Consider the following 13,591-nt stretch of genomic DNA (forward strand, 5'->3'; position numbering starts at 1 on the left):
TGAATTATCTGTCTACTGGGACCCACTTCGAGCCATTGAACCTCAAAATGGGTGTAATCTGGTTTTCGTTCGATTTGGTATAGTCAAAGCCGGTCAGCAGGTATTCGCTGTCGCCGTACCTTCTTGCTTGAAGCCCGTCGCCGATCTTGTCTTTATACTTATGTACCATTCTTGCAAAAAACGTGAGCTGATCAAAACCCTGGTAAGAATAGACCGATGCGAACGTATTTGTTTTGTTCCAGTAACTTTTTTGGAACTGGCGAATGCTCTCTTTTTCCCGGTCTACATAATCCGGCTCAATCAGTGTAAGTCTTGAACCAAAACGGGAAATGCGCGACTGCTGCTGATTGAAGCTGGTAGATGTTGCGATAACCGGCGTCGTGATCAGCTTTCGGCCATTCAGAACCTCGATCAGATTGGGACCGGAAGTTCCGTCGGACGAGAACAATGTAACGTGCGAAGGTTTGCTGGTTTCAAAAGATGGAATATTGTTTTCCAGCCACTCACGGTCTGACTGGATCTTAGTCATTGCCACAACCCTGCCGCCTTTGCTTTTCCATTCCGTAGCGTAGGAAGCCGCCATAGCTGAATCCTTGCTCGTGCTTCCATAATAGATCACAGCTGACAGCCCGGGTGCCTGTGATTTCATGTATTGTGCAGCACGTTGCGTCTGGTATGTGATAGACGGATGCCCCAGGTAGATATTGGGGGAAGATTTCAGTAAACCCGCGTCAGTTGAGAGCGGATTGACCATTACTGCATTGCTTGCTGCTATGAACTGCGCTGTAATATCGAAAGTGTTGGCATAAAGCGGCCCGATCACGATGTCCGACTGCTGAAAATTCTTGTTGCTGACGATGTTTTCCATTGGTTTGGCATCGTTGCCCACATCATAAGCCCAGAGATTGACCTGGATTCCCTCGGTAGCGAGCTGATCTTTGGCCATAACCAGTCCCAGGTAGTAATCGTAGGCAAACTGGTTGGAGCGCCGCTTCGAGGTACTGAATTCATCCAGGCGGAAGGGTAACAACACTGCCACGTCCAGGTAACCTTTTGTCCATTGCCCCTCCTGTTTCGGAATGCTTCTTCGTGGCGTTTCCTCCGCGGCAGCTACTTTTTCTTTGTTACTGAATTTAAACTGCTTTTGAAGCTGGGCTGCATATTGCTGGTCAACTGTGGTCGATTTAGGAGATTTCTCAATAAACTGAATCAGGATCAATGCAAGATCGCGGTCAGTAGGATACTGCTTTTGCAGGCTGACCAATGTAGGCAGATCGCCCACCGTTGCCAGATAATGCTGTTTCAAACCTTGTACATCTTTCGCCATGGAAGTGTCCTTGATTTTCAGGAGCTGCTCCAGTCCTTCATTGATCTGGCCGGATTCCAGGCCGATAGCGCCCAGCAGGTAATACACATCATTGATCCGGTTCCAGCTGGGATACCTGCTTTGCAACTGAACAAGCATCTGGCGACTCTCGCGGTAACGTTTCAGCTGATAAGCCGACAGTGCATAATAATAATGCGCATATGGTGCGTAGGATGTTTTGACGCTTGCATTCGTCAATGGCGCGAGCTTTTCGATTGCTGCTGCATATTTCCCCTGCTTGTAATCATTAACAGCAGCCCGGTAACGTGTTTCCGACGGAGGCGGCGCCTGTGCAGAGGCGGGGCGCGGTGTAAGAGCGAAAACCGCCAAAATCACTAGAATGAAAACTCTCATCAGATTTGTGGGTCAGTAATTGGATCAAACAAAATAAGGAAACTTGTTTGAAGAGAAAAAAACGGGCAACATTCCCGTTCGGAAATATTGCCCATATATTACGATTCTAAAAACCTTTTATTTCTTTTTCGAGCGTTTCTCGAGTTCAGCCTGCTTCTTTTTTGCCTCTTCTGCTGCCTGAAGTGACTTCTCCAGATACTTCTGGAACTTCGTCTGCTTCTTCTCTCCATTCGCGTTTTTGCGTCTGTTTTCATCCAGAATAGCCCTGATTTTGTCCTCGTTTACAAAGCGTTTGATCAGCAGCTGCTGCGCGATTGTAACGATGTTAGAAACAAAATAGTAGAAGGTAAGACCAGCCGGGAACGAGTTCAGTACAAACATGAACATCAGCGGCATAATGTAACCCAGCACTTTCATGTTGACCGGTCCAGGCTGGGTCGGGGTTATCTGATTGTTGTAGTAGGCATATCCGATACTCGACGCGGTCATCATAACCGTAAACAAACTGATGTGGTTTCCTACCCCGAAAGGTATTGTAAACGGCAGCTTGACTATCGAGTCATAGGTAGATAAGTCACTCGCCCAGAGGAAAGATTGTTGTCTCAGCTCAATGAGGTTCGGGAAAAGGAAGAACAGCGAAAAAAGGATCGGCATCGTGGCCAGTACCGGGATACAGCCGCTCAATGGACTTACACCTACCTGCTGATAAAGCTTCATCTGGTCCTGCTGCTGCTTTGCCAGATCATCCGGGTTTTGCGAACGGATCTCTTCAAGTTCAGGAGCGAGCAACTTCATTTTCGCCATGCTGATATACGATTTGTAAGTCAGCGGCGTCAAAAGCGTTTTTACAAACAACACCAGCAAAATGATCAGCAAACCATAATTGCTTACGAACTTTTCAAGGAAGTTGAAAAGTGGAACAAGGAAGAATTTGTTAATAGGTTTTAAAAATGCGTATCCCAAATAAACGTTCTCGTCGAAATTCTCAGCCTGAACTTTGTCTACCAGGTGGTAATCATTTGGCCCTAAAAAGAACTGAAAGTTAGCCTCGCCTTTTTGTATCGATGCCATTGGAATACCCGCTGAAACCCGCATTGTTTTCACAATTGTCGAATCATTCGGGTTCACATTCGCATTTAATGCAACATTATTGAATGGATGCTTACCAGCAATCAGACCAGCCAGAAAGTACTTGTGCTTGATGGTAAACCATTTTACCGGATCAGCCGTTTTCTCCTCCTCGTTTGCAGTGGGGCTGGTTGGCAGGCTCAGCAGCTCGTCCGTGTAGTAGTTGATTGTCACTACTTCACGGTTTTTCTTCATATCATTTTCAAGTTGCAGAAGATCGTTTTGCCAGTCGAATTTCACCGACTTATCGCCCAGGCCAACTCCATTCGACTTGATACCATAGTCGATCACATATCCGGACCCATGCACTACGTAGGTCTGCTCTACAAACTGGTTGTTTTTGAGATTAACCCGGTAAGTAACAACCGCTGAATCCTTTCCAGCCAGCTGCTGATCTTTCGCGTCTGTTGAAAAGAAAACATCGGTAAGTGTCACATCGCCCGTTTGCGTCGGGAAATCGATTTTGAATTGGTTATGCGCTTCCGAGATCAGATAGAGAGGTTTCTTGTCGTAGGTCTTGTATTTTTTCAACATTACCTCTTTCAAAACCCCGCCTTTATTAGTGAAAACAATGCGGGTATCCTCTGTTTCAATTACCAGATCCTTTGCTTCGACTTTGGCAACCGAGTCAAGGATCGCAGCGGAGGTATTGGCGGAATCGGAAGCTGATATCGGAGTAGCTGCTGCTCTTCTTATTGTATCTGATTTTGTTTGCTCCACAGGCGTTGGTTCCACCGGTTTCGGAACCAGGATCTGGTAGCCAATCAGCATTAGCATAATAAGTACTAAGCCGATAATAAAATTTTTATCCATTATTTACTTAAATTGTTAAAAGAGAAGTCCCCAAGGGACGGCAAAGGTAATAAGTTTTTGCTTTATCAGTTTTTGCCGTCTAGCTCATAGAGGGATTTAGCGATTCCACTGCTTTCTTTTGCAGAGAATAATCCAGCGCCGCTTTCACGAAGTTTACAAAAAGCGGGTGCGGGTTCATGACCGTGCTTTTTAATTCCGGGTGAAACTGGACGCCGATGTAGAACGGGTGGCTCGGCAGCTCGACCATTTCAACAAGGTCGTTAATCGGGTTGATACCTGTTGCAAGCAATCCTTTTGCTTCAAAATCTTTAAGATACTTGCTATTGAACTCGTACCGGTGACGGTGGCGCTCGCTGATATTTGCCTTACCATAAATGCGGTAGGCAAGTGTATCTTTCTTGATTTTACAAGCATAAGCCCCCAAACGCATGGTACCTCCTTTATTTGAGATATCCTTCTGATCCTGCATCAGGTGAATAACCGGGTGATCAGTTGCTGCATCCATTTCTACGGAATGCGCATTTTCCCAGCCCAGAACATTGCGGGCATATTCGATTACCGCCATTTGCATTCCCAAACAAATCCCGAAAAACGGAATGTTGTGCTCACGCACAAACTGAATTGCAGCGATCTTACCTTCTATACCTCTTTCTCCAAAACCGGGCGCTACAAGTACTCCATCCAGATTTTCAAGTTTCTCAACTACATTGTCAGCAGTCAGACTTTCTGAATGGATCCACTCGATATTCACCTTGCATTCGTTGGCCGCACCTGCGTGTATAAACGATTCGACAATGGATTTGTAAGCATCGTGCAGTTCCACATACTTTCCTACCAGACCAATGCGAACTGAGTCCACCGGATTTTTCAATCTTGACAAGAATGTTTTCCAGGAATCCAGGTCCACGTCTTTATCATTATAAATATCCAGCATATACAGCGCACGTTGATCCAGACGCTCTTTCAGCATCAGCAGCGGCACAGCATAAATCGTATCCGCATCCATTGCTTCGATCACCGAATTGACCTGAACGTTACAGAACAAGGCAATTTTCTTACGGATATCATAAGGAAGAGGATGTTCACTGCGGCAAACGAGGATATCCGGCTGTATACCCGACTCCTGCAACATACGCACAGAGTGCTGCGTTGGCTTGGTTTTAAGCTCGCCGGCAGAATTCAGGTAGGGAATCAGCGTGAGGTGGATCACCAGCACATCGTGCTCATTCATTTCGAACTTCACCTGCCGCACTGCTTCTAGGAACGGAAGTGACTCGATATCACCTACGCAGCCGCCGATTTCAGTGATTACGATATCGTAATCGCCAGTCTGGCCGAGTAAAAGCATGTTTCGTTTCAGCTCGTCGGTAATGTGCGGGATAACCTGCACCGTTTTTCCAAGGAAGTCTCCCCGGCGCTCGGCTGTAATAACATTGTGGTAAATACGTCCGGTAGTGACGTTGTTGGCCTGTGAAGTACGCACGTTCAAAAAACGCTCGTAATGGCCGAGGTCCAGGTCAGTTTCGGCACCATCGTCGGTAACATAGCATTCGCCATGTTCGTACGGATTCATGGTACCTGGATCAATATTTAGATAAGGATCGAACTTCTGAATCGTGACTGAAAGCCCTCTGGCTTGCAGCAATTTTGCTAATGAAGAGGCAATTATTCCTTTGCCCAAAGAAGATGTAACACCGCCCGTAACGAAAATGTACTTCGCGGTCTTTTGTGCTTTAGCAGCCATAAGACGTTGCTGTTTTTCTATGATTACGGGATACAAAGATACACGATTATTGAAAGAATCTTAGCCGCACCATTTTAAATGTTGGTTCATACAGACTAATCATTTGTCTGTCTGAGGAGTTATGAAATATAAATATTTTACGACAGCCGCTACAATGAAGCAATTGAAACGCATTCATGTATGATTTTTTGGTAAATGCATTTAAAATGCATCTTTATAAAGTAAATTGAAAAATATCCGGAGAGCTATTTCTACAAGTGAACCCCGATCTTTTTCCCAAAATCTTAAACCCATTTTCTGCTATGCGAAAAGAACTACTGCTTGCTGCATTGCTCTTCACAGGAGCTCTTGCCTCCGCTCAGAATGCGGCTGATTCGAAAGCGCCGTTGAATATTATTGTATTCGGCGCTCATCCAGATGATTGTGATCTCGGGGCAGGAGGCATTGCTTCCATTTATTCTTCCATGGGACACAAAGTCAAGTTTGTCTCCCTAACAAATGGAGATGCAGGTCACCAGGATATTGGCGGCGGTGAACTGGCACGGCGCAGGCTTGCGGAGACCAAAGAAGTTGCAAAGCGGCTGGGTATCTCTTATGATGTCCTCGACAACCACGATGGCGAGTTGTTCCCCACCTTGGAAAACAGGCTAGCGGTAATCCGGAAGATACGAGAATGGAATGCAGACTTGGTAATTGCGCCCCGCACCAACGATTATCACCCCGATCACCGCAATACCGGAGTAGTCGTACAGGATGCAGCTTACCTCGTCATTGTACCTAACATTCTTAGCAGTGTGCCTCCATTGACCAAAAATCCTGTTTTTCTCTATTTCCGCGATCGCTTCCAGAAACCCAACCCATTCCGGCCGGACATTGCTGTCGACATCACGAACATTCTTGCTAAAAAAGTGGACGGACTCGACGCGCATACCTCCCAATTTTACGAGTGGCTGCCCTGGACAAACGGAGATCTTGCTAATGTTCCCAAAGATCCTGCCGAGCGCAAAAAATGGTTGACATCCGCCATGGAAAAACGCTCCTCAGTAACCCCGGAAATCAGAACCTCACTCGAAAAATGGTACGGTCCGGAAAAGGCAAAAGAAATCAAATTTGTAGAAGTATTCGAGATATGCGAGTACGGCAAACAACCCACGCCGGAAGAAATCAAGCGACTGTTTCCGATGCTGGGGAAGTGAAATTTTGAATGACTGAATGAGTGAATGACTGAATGGATTTAAATGAGTGAATTTTGAATGAGTGAATGAGTGAATAGATCTTGATATACTGTATTCACTGTCTAAACTGTTCATTCACTCATTCACTAACTCACTCATTCACTCACTCACTAACTCACTCATTCTCTACCTCACTCATTCACTCATTAGAATTTTTCCAAGAACCCTTTGACCCAAACGCTCCATCCACCAACCAAAACCTTCCTGCTTCCTACGATAACCTGTCCTTAAAACTTTCGTATCCGAAGCTTCGGATTAACTTAAATTCTTGACCTGGGCTCCATATACCAATGGAAGGTAAGTTAACGCCGTTAAATGTTGTTGTTTTTACCATAGTATAGTGGATCATGTCCTGAAATATGATTTTATCGCCAATGTTCAGGGGGTGGTCGAAGGAATAGTCGCCCATGAAATCGCCGGCGAGGCAAGTCATACCTCCCATTCTGTAAGTGGGCTTGCCCGCTACTGGTTCCTGGTGTGCGCCGGTGATTACTGGCTTGTAAGGCATTTCGAGTGTGTCGGGCATGTGGGCTGCAAAGGAGGTGTCGAGAATCGCGACCTGTATTCCCTGGCTGTCCATTACATCCAGAACTGTGGTTACCAGTTCACCGGTCCGCCACGCAATCGCAGAGCCGGGTTCGAGTATGACGTCCAGGTTATATTTTTCCCGGATTGTCCTAACTAATCGGATTAGCTTTTCGATGTCGTAACCTTCGCGCGTCATCAAATGTCCTCCGCCCATATTCAGCCATTTGGCCTGATGCAACAAATCGCCGAATTTTTCCTCCAATGCTGCCAATGTACGCTCCAAAGTATCTGATCCATTCTCGCAAAGTGTATGAAAATGAATCCCGTCGATACCTTCCGGCAGGATATCAGGCAATTTATCGCGTGTTACGCCAAGCCGCGAACCTGGTACACAAGGATTGTACATCTCGGTTGCCACTTCTGAATACTGCGGATTAACCCTGATCCCACATGAAAGTGCATGCTGCGGGTTTACAGATCTAAACTCCTCTACCCTACTCTGGAAACGCTCCCATTGACTGAGTGAATTGAATGTAATGTGGCTGCTGCGTTCCAAAATTTCGGAGAATTCGCTATCCAGATACGCAGGCATATAAGTATGTGCTTGTACACCAAGAAAATCATTGATCAGTTTCACCTCGTTCAGCGAACTAGCAGTAGCGCCACTCAGGTATTCCTTTACAATTGGAAACGCGCTGTACATTGAAAATCCTTTCAATGCGAGAATGATTTTGCAGCCGGCCGCTTTTTGAACAGAATCGATCAGTTGCAGGTTTTTCCGGAGCAGTTCCTCTTCCAGCACGAAACAGGGCGAGGGTATTTGGTTATAGTCTATCGGCATTTTATAAATGAGTGAGTATCGAATCGTAAAAATGTAATGTTTACCTAGTTTTGTACGCAAAATTAGAGTTTTGAGTTTCCCCGGCTACCATCAATTTGATTTTCCTATAACATTATATATATGTCCTTTCTCGTCCTTGATATAGAAATGACCGGCCCGGAGCCAGGCTGGAATGAGATTATCCAGATCGGTGCCGAGTTTTTTGACGACAGCTGGACTTCCAGAGGCACTTATCTGCAGAATGTTTATCCTGAGAATGAAGAAGCTTTTTCGGTTAAATCGGAGGAAGTACACGGACTTTCGATGACCGACCTGGAAGACGCTCCGATGATTTACGACGTATTGCCTGAATTTGAAAAATGGATCAAAAAAATGAACGCGGGTAAGCCCGGGCTCTCCAATGTGATCATCTGCGGTCAGAGCGTGATTAACGACATCAATTTCCTTCGGTTTGCTTACAGGAATGAAAAGATGAAGTGGTCGTTTTCAAACAAAATGCTTGACCTGCACACTGTATCTTACCTCTTTTTCCAGATCATGGAGAAAAATGGGAAAACAGTTCCGCGCTCGCTCAGCCTCGGGTCTGTGGCAGGATACTTTGGTTTCGAACGCGAGGAGGAAACGCACAATGCACTGGAAGATGCGCGTTTAACGGCCAAATGCTTTAAGGAATTTTTTAAAATGATTGATCGGGTGAAGTTTATATGATCGACTACAATCCTAAAGAGTGGTTTCGCTATATTTTCTATTTCCAGAAAGCAGATACAGTTCGCAAGCTGACGCCACTTATCCTGACCATCGGCGTGTATTCGGCAGCAGTGGCTTACCTCGTGCTGATTTATTTTGATCTGGGCGCCAACAACGACCTGAAAAACATCTCCCTCATGCACTCGCTGCTAGGCTTTGTGATTTCTATGCTGCTCGTTTTCAGAACCAATACGGCTTATGACCGCTGGTGGGAAGGTCGGAAACAATGGGGCTCACTGATGAACAACAGCAGAAATCTCGCACTAAAACTCGCCGGCCTGCTTCCGGAAGAATACACAGACGAGCGGCTTTTCTTTCAGAAAATGATCCCTAATTATGCATTTGCACTGAAAAACCACCTCCGCAACCAATTCCGCCCCGAGGATTTTCAGGACACGCCTTTTCTGACCCGAGCTGCATTGCAAAGCGGCGGACACGTGCCCAACCAAATTGCGGCGGCTATGTTCAGCAAGGTGATCGAGCTACAAAGAAAGGGCGCGCTTCTGCCGGAGCACACGCTTCTACTAAACAACCAGCTGGAATCCTTTACTGACATCTGCGGCGCCTGCGAACGAATCAAGAACACGCCTATCCCATTGTCATACAGCTCCTTTATTAAAAAATTCATTTTCACTTACTGTCTGACGCTACCGATTGGGTATGCATTCAGTCTGCATTTCCTGGTAATTCCATTCGTGATGTTCGTGTTTTACATTCTTGCAAGCCTTGAAGTAATCGCCGAGGAGATCGAGGACCCGTTTGGTGTGGACAGCAACGATCTGCCTGTCGACCGAATCTGTAGTGGAATTCAGTCCTCATCTCAGGCACTGTTGACCTAGTCTGCCCTCAGGTTCGTCGCTATGGTATTAGAAATTGGTTAGAAACTCATTAAAATTTGAGTTGCATAAAAATTTTATTGCGGGCTTCAAACAAACCTGTTTTTTCGAGTTAGTAGTTTTTCTTCACAACTTGTGGGTTAGAGAAAACCAATTTTTCAAAATCTCGCAATTTTTCGCCTTAATCAGGTCAAAAATCAACCAAAAATCAGTCAAAAAGCCCTTTTAACTGAATATTAATCAAATTTACATTCATTATTAAAGGTATTATATTAGAGCAAACCCCATAAAAAGGGTTGATTCGAGTACTCTTAAATGAATGTAATATGAAAAATATCAAATTTCTCGCAACTGCATTTGCTGCGGTAGCTATACTAACTTTCCAGGCAAAAGCGCAGTCCATAGTAGATCCCGGCATTTCGGTTCACAACTATAAGCATCCGAACAAGGCTGCCGAGGCGAAAGCTAAAAAGACAAATACAGTGCAGGTAGCAAACCTGAAAACTGTTGAACGCACCGGCAAATACCAGCGCAGTAAATACATGAGCAGTACGCCAAAGTACGCACCAAGACCCGCTACTTTGGTGGTAATGCGTGATTATAAGGTAGAAGGCGTGCAGCTTAATCCATTGACTTCGCCACGTAATTACAAAACGCAGAACTTCCTGGCGCCTGTGCGTGACACAACAGTCCAAATGGCAGACTACTTCAACAGCACAGACAGATCAGTGTACCCGACCACGGACTAGCCGCAAAAATCCGTTTAGGATAAGCCGGCCTTCCGGTCCGGCTGTTTAGTTTGACTACTGTTTCTAAATCCGGAAATGCAAAGAGCCACGCGCTACGCGTTGGCTCTTTGCATTTAATAATGTTACAAGATTGTTGATACTAAGAAGTATGATAGGAAATCTGCAAGGATAGCGCAGTGAAGAGGTGATCAGCGAGGGAGGTAACCTTAAAGTCGCTTTTCGTTCAAAACAATCCTCAATTTAAAGCCGGCCAGATCGGTGTTAACTTCCTGGCAGAGCCCATTTTTGTACAAATAAATACCCTGCTTTCCGTCAGGAAGTACTACGCCGTATTTTCCCTCAGAAAGCTTTTTTACGCTGCACATCTTACCATATCGTTCCGAATATACCTCGCTTACATTGACCGGTTCTTTGTAATACAGACTTGTTATCGTGCTTTTTATCGGCGCATTGAGTTCAATTCTTGGCTTATCTTCACCATCTTCTCCCGAGAACAGCACTTCGTACAGTGACTTGGTGCTGCTTTTTGTCTGCGTTTTCTCCTTCAGATCGCCATTTACATGATGCGAACAAGTAGCAGATACCAGCTTTCCCTGGACGTAGTTTGTCTGAGTAGCATACTTGCCTTTATAAAACATGATCTTGAAGTCGGACTCAATGCGGTGGGTCTCGTTATTCGTATTTCCTTTATCATCAAAGACCCGCAGCGAGCCGATAGTTCTACCAGCTACAATCACGTCGTACAGGGTTTGTGCGTGGCAGATCGAGCTTGCCAGCATTAAAAGACTAAAAAACAGCGGACCCAAAACTTTCATTCTTGTATTGTTTAGAACTAAATAGCATTCAATTAATATATAACAGTACAAAATTTGTTCCTATTGCCCTGAGCTTGAAATAATAGCTGGCGAAGCTTTAAGTAAGCGTACTTGCAAAACTAAGAAGGAAGCTATGAGCAGTCGACATTGGACCACTTACTTAGCATTTGGCTAGAAGATACCGAACTTCAATGTCAGGTTGTAAGATATGTTGCTAAGATCCTTGTCACTCAGGCCGTTGCCCTTCGCATTGAAAGTCTGCCTATAAGATACGCCCGGACTAAAACGCATCCACTTTAACAAGTTAAACTCCACCTGCACACCGGGCTCCATGACGAAGAAGAACCGTGCATCTCCATCGCTGTCGTAATCATTCCAATCATCGTCCCAAAAGTCGTCATCATCGAAGCGATCGTACTGCAATGTAAATCCCGAGCCGGTAAGCAGGTTTACATTCACATGCACTTTCCTGGTGGACGCAACCACGTATTCCGTCATTAAACCAAATTGGCCGTACAAACACGACATTCTGTTGGCTGAAAAATTCTGATCGACCCGCGGAACCGGGATGTGGTTGGTAGTAGCAGCGCCGCCTACGCCGAGCATGAGCTTCCTGTTTATAAACCAGCCTCCGTAAAGTTCCGACATGCTGGCAAAGCTGCCGTTTATTCTTGTAAACTTGTTGGATAATGCAACATACCCGCCCGATCTGTGAATACCTGAGTTCTTAAAAATTGTCTGATTGTCTTGCGCCGCAGCCTGGTGCGATGCAGCAGCGTACAAAATAATAGCGAGTAGTAAGATTCCCTTTTTCATAAGATTTCGTTGTTTCTTACCAGACAATCCAGAAACCACGCTCCCCTATTCCCGCAAAGTTTTTATCAGAAAATTTATTTGGTTAAAGAGAAATCAAGCTGCTGTATTAATGCGGGATTTTCGGGTGATAAGGTGAAAAATACGCGAACATCACCGTTTTCGCATTTAAGCAAAAAACTGCCTCTCAGGTTATTATCTGCGATCATTTCGGTTGACCCATTTATTCTCCCAGCTCTTTCCAGCAGCTGATCCAGTTCTTTTTTGCGGTGCCCAAGCGACCGGTCCGGAAAGAAGTTTTCGGCAAATATTCCACTCTGTTCCGCATTTTTCCAGCTCGGCAGCATTGACGTGAGCTGCTGCTTTCTTTGCTTTAATATCTCTGATACAGGTAATGGAAGCGGTTTGAGCCCAGCCAAAGTGATGATAGTATCCAACACAGCGGTATTTATGTTCGCCATTCCGGCGTAAGTCCTGTTTGCATACGCAATGATTCCGATCCCATAATCCGGTAAGATTTGCCACTGACTGCCAAAGCCAGGCAAGCCACCGGTATGCCCTATTCCTGTTCTGCCCGTACAATCCTTGCTCCACCGTAAACCGTAGCCGTAGCCGCTGGTCATAGCGCAGGCACGGCCATTGGGGTACTTATAAGATGCATTCAACCCACTGAAATTCCATGGCATCTGCATTTCGCGCACATCGCTGCGGCTTACCGGGCCGGTTTCAGGAGCCGAGCTCGGCGGCCACACAGACAAATGGAATGCAACATATTTACTGAAGTCTTCGATAGAGGTGATCAGTCCGCCCATTGCCCCGTAAGCGCCGTCGTGCAAAAGCTCCTCTTCTTTCCATTGATCGTCTTCGTACCGGTAACCGTGGGCGAGCAGGTTTTGCGGCGCCTTGGTATATTCCCAAATGGTATTTTGCATTCCAAGCGGCTTGAAAATTTTCTCATCTATATACTGCTGATAAGGTTTACCGGAAACCACACTGATGATCCTCCCGAGCAATGCAAATCCGAGGTTGCTGTATTCATAGGTAACACCCGGCACATTGGAAAAGGAAATGCCGCTCTTGATCAATGCGATCAGGTCTTCATCTTTATCATTCAGCTGGCGGTCGCCCCAGGGATTGTCTTCGGGAAAACCTGCCGCGTGCGTCATCAAATGTCTGACGGTAATAGGCGGCGCGTCGGTGGTAGTTGCCCGCATTGTTTTAAGCTCGGGAATGTACAGATAAGCCGGATCATCCAGCTTCAATTTCCCTTCTTTACGCAGCGCCAGGATCCCCATTGCCGTTGCGTTTTTCGACATCGAAGCAATGCGGAAGAGCGTCTGAGAAGTCGCCTTTGTTGAAGTGGCTACCTCCGAAAAGCCCTTTCCGCCCGAGAGCAGCAGCTTTCCATCTACCACCAATCCGAAAGCCAGTCCAGGAAAATGGTTTTTCTCCGCATAGTCTTTATAAAGCTGCTCAATCACCGGCAGTGTAGCCCGGATGCTGTTAAGTCGCTCGCCTTGGGTAGACTGCGCATTGGTGAGAAGGGGAAAAAGAAGGGGGAAAAGACTGAAGGCGACTTTTTTCATGTGCAGCAGGAGTTTTGTATAAAGGACAATTTAGCA

The 13,591-nt window shown here is 45.8% G+C and carries 11 protein-coding genes; 4 read left to right on the forward strand and 7 right to left on the reverse strand.

Translation table 11 applies throughout. From position 1 onward, the window contains the following. Positions 1–4: 4 nt before the first annotated feature. The 3 genes from Q369_RS0111635 to pyrG form a co-directional block, all read right to left on the reverse strand. The gene (locus Q369_RS0111635; RefSeq protein ID WP_031527980.1) at positions 5–1,720 is read right to left on the reverse strand and encodes an ABC transporter substrate-binding protein; all 1,716 of its coding nucleotides are present in this window, start codon (positions 1,718–1,720) and stop codon (positions 5–7) included. 117 nt (positions 1,721–1,837) lie between these two features. After that, positions 1,838–3,661: a membrane protein insertase YidC gene (gene yidC / locus Q369_RS0111640; RefSeq protein ID WP_031527981.1), complete on the reverse strand. Its 1,824-nt coding sequence runs from the start codon at positions 3,659–3,661 to the stop codon at positions 1,838–1,840. Positions 3,662–3,740: 79 nt separating this feature from the next. Continuing rightward, positions 3,741–5,405: a CTP synthase gene (gene pyrG, locus Q369_RS0111645; RefSeq protein WP_031527982.1), complete on the reverse strand. Its 1,665-nt coding sequence runs from the start codon at positions 5,403–5,405 to the stop codon at positions 3,741–3,743. 302 nt (positions 5,406–5,707) lie between these two features. On the opposite strand from pyrG, the gene Q369_RS0111650 reads away from it, so the two are divergent. Beyond that, the gene (locus Q369_RS0111650; protein ID WP_031527983.1) at positions 5,708–6,601 is read left to right on the forward strand and encodes a PIG-L deacetylase family protein; all 894 of its coding nucleotides are present in this window, start codon (positions 5,708–5,710) and stop codon (positions 6,599–6,601) included. 250 nt (positions 6,602–6,851) lie between these two features. On the opposite strand, the gene nspC is transcribed toward Q369_RS0111650, so the two are convergent. Then, a complete protein-coding gene (gene nspC, locus Q369_RS0111655) occupies positions 6,852–8,009 on the reverse strand; it encodes a carboxynorspermidine decarboxylase (protein ID WP_031527984.1) in 1,158 nt (385 codons plus the stop codon). 120 nt (positions 8,010–8,129) lie between these two features. On the opposite strand from nspC, the gene Q369_RS0111660 reads away from it, so the two are divergent. The 3 genes from Q369_RS0111660 to Q369_RS0111670 all read left to right on the forward strand — a co-directional run bounded on the left by Q369_RS0111660 (position 8,130) and on the right by Q369_RS0111670 (position 10,341). Beyond that, the gene (locus Q369_RS0111660; RefSeq protein ID WP_031527985.1) at positions 8,130–8,717 is read left to right on the forward strand and encodes a 3'-5' exonuclease; all 588 of its coding nucleotides are present in this window, start codon (positions 8,130–8,132) and stop codon (positions 8,715–8,717) included. Beyond that, on the forward strand, positions 8,714–9,595 hold the full coding sequence (locus Q369_RS0111665; RefSeq protein ID WP_031527986.1) for a bestrophin family protein: 882 nt from the start codon (positions 8,714–8,716) through the stop codon (positions 9,593–9,595). The genes Q369_RS0111660 and Q369_RS0111665 overlap by 4 nt, the downstream gene beginning before the upstream one ends. Positions 9,596–9,918: 323 nt before the next feature. After that, positions 9,919–10,341 carry a hypothetical protein gene (locus Q369_RS0111670; protein ID WP_031527987.1) on the forward strand — a complete coding sequence of 141 codons (423 nt, stop codon included), beginning with the start codon at positions 9,919–9,921 and terminating at the stop codon, positions 10,339–10,341. A gap of 206 nt (positions 10,342–10,547) precedes the next feature. Here the strand turns inward: Q369_RS0111670 and Q369_RS0111675 are convergent, their stop codons facing one another. From Q369_RS0111675 to Q369_RS0111685, 3 genes are all read right to left on the reverse strand, one after another. Continuing rightward, positions 10,548–11,156, reverse strand: a complete 609-nt coding sequence (locus Q369_RS0111675) for a DUF6134 family protein (RefSeq protein WP_031527988.1) — start codon at positions 11,154–11,156, stop codon at positions 10,548–10,550. A gap of 171 nt (positions 11,157–11,327) precedes the next feature. Then, positions 11,328–11,972 (reverse strand): hypothetical protein, encoded by a 645-nt coding sequence (locus Q369_RS0111680; protein ID WP_031527989.1) that lies wholly within the window; start codon positions 11,970–11,972, stop codon positions 11,328–11,330. A gap of 74 nt (positions 11,973–12,046) precedes the next feature. Further along, positions 12,047–13,555 carry a serine hydrolase domain-containing protein gene (locus tag Q369_RS0111685; RefSeq protein ID WP_031527990.1) on the reverse strand — a complete coding sequence of 503 codons (1,509 nt, stop codon included), beginning with the start codon at positions 13,553–13,555 and terminating at the stop codon, positions 12,047–12,049. Positions 13,556–13,591: the final 36 nt, after the last annotated feature.

It is taken from the genome of Dyadobacter crusticola DSM 16708 (assembly GCF_000701505.1).
GTDB classification, from domain to species: Bacteria; Bacteroidota; Bacteroidia; order Cytophagales; family Spirosomataceae; genus Dyadobacter; species Dyadobacter crusticola.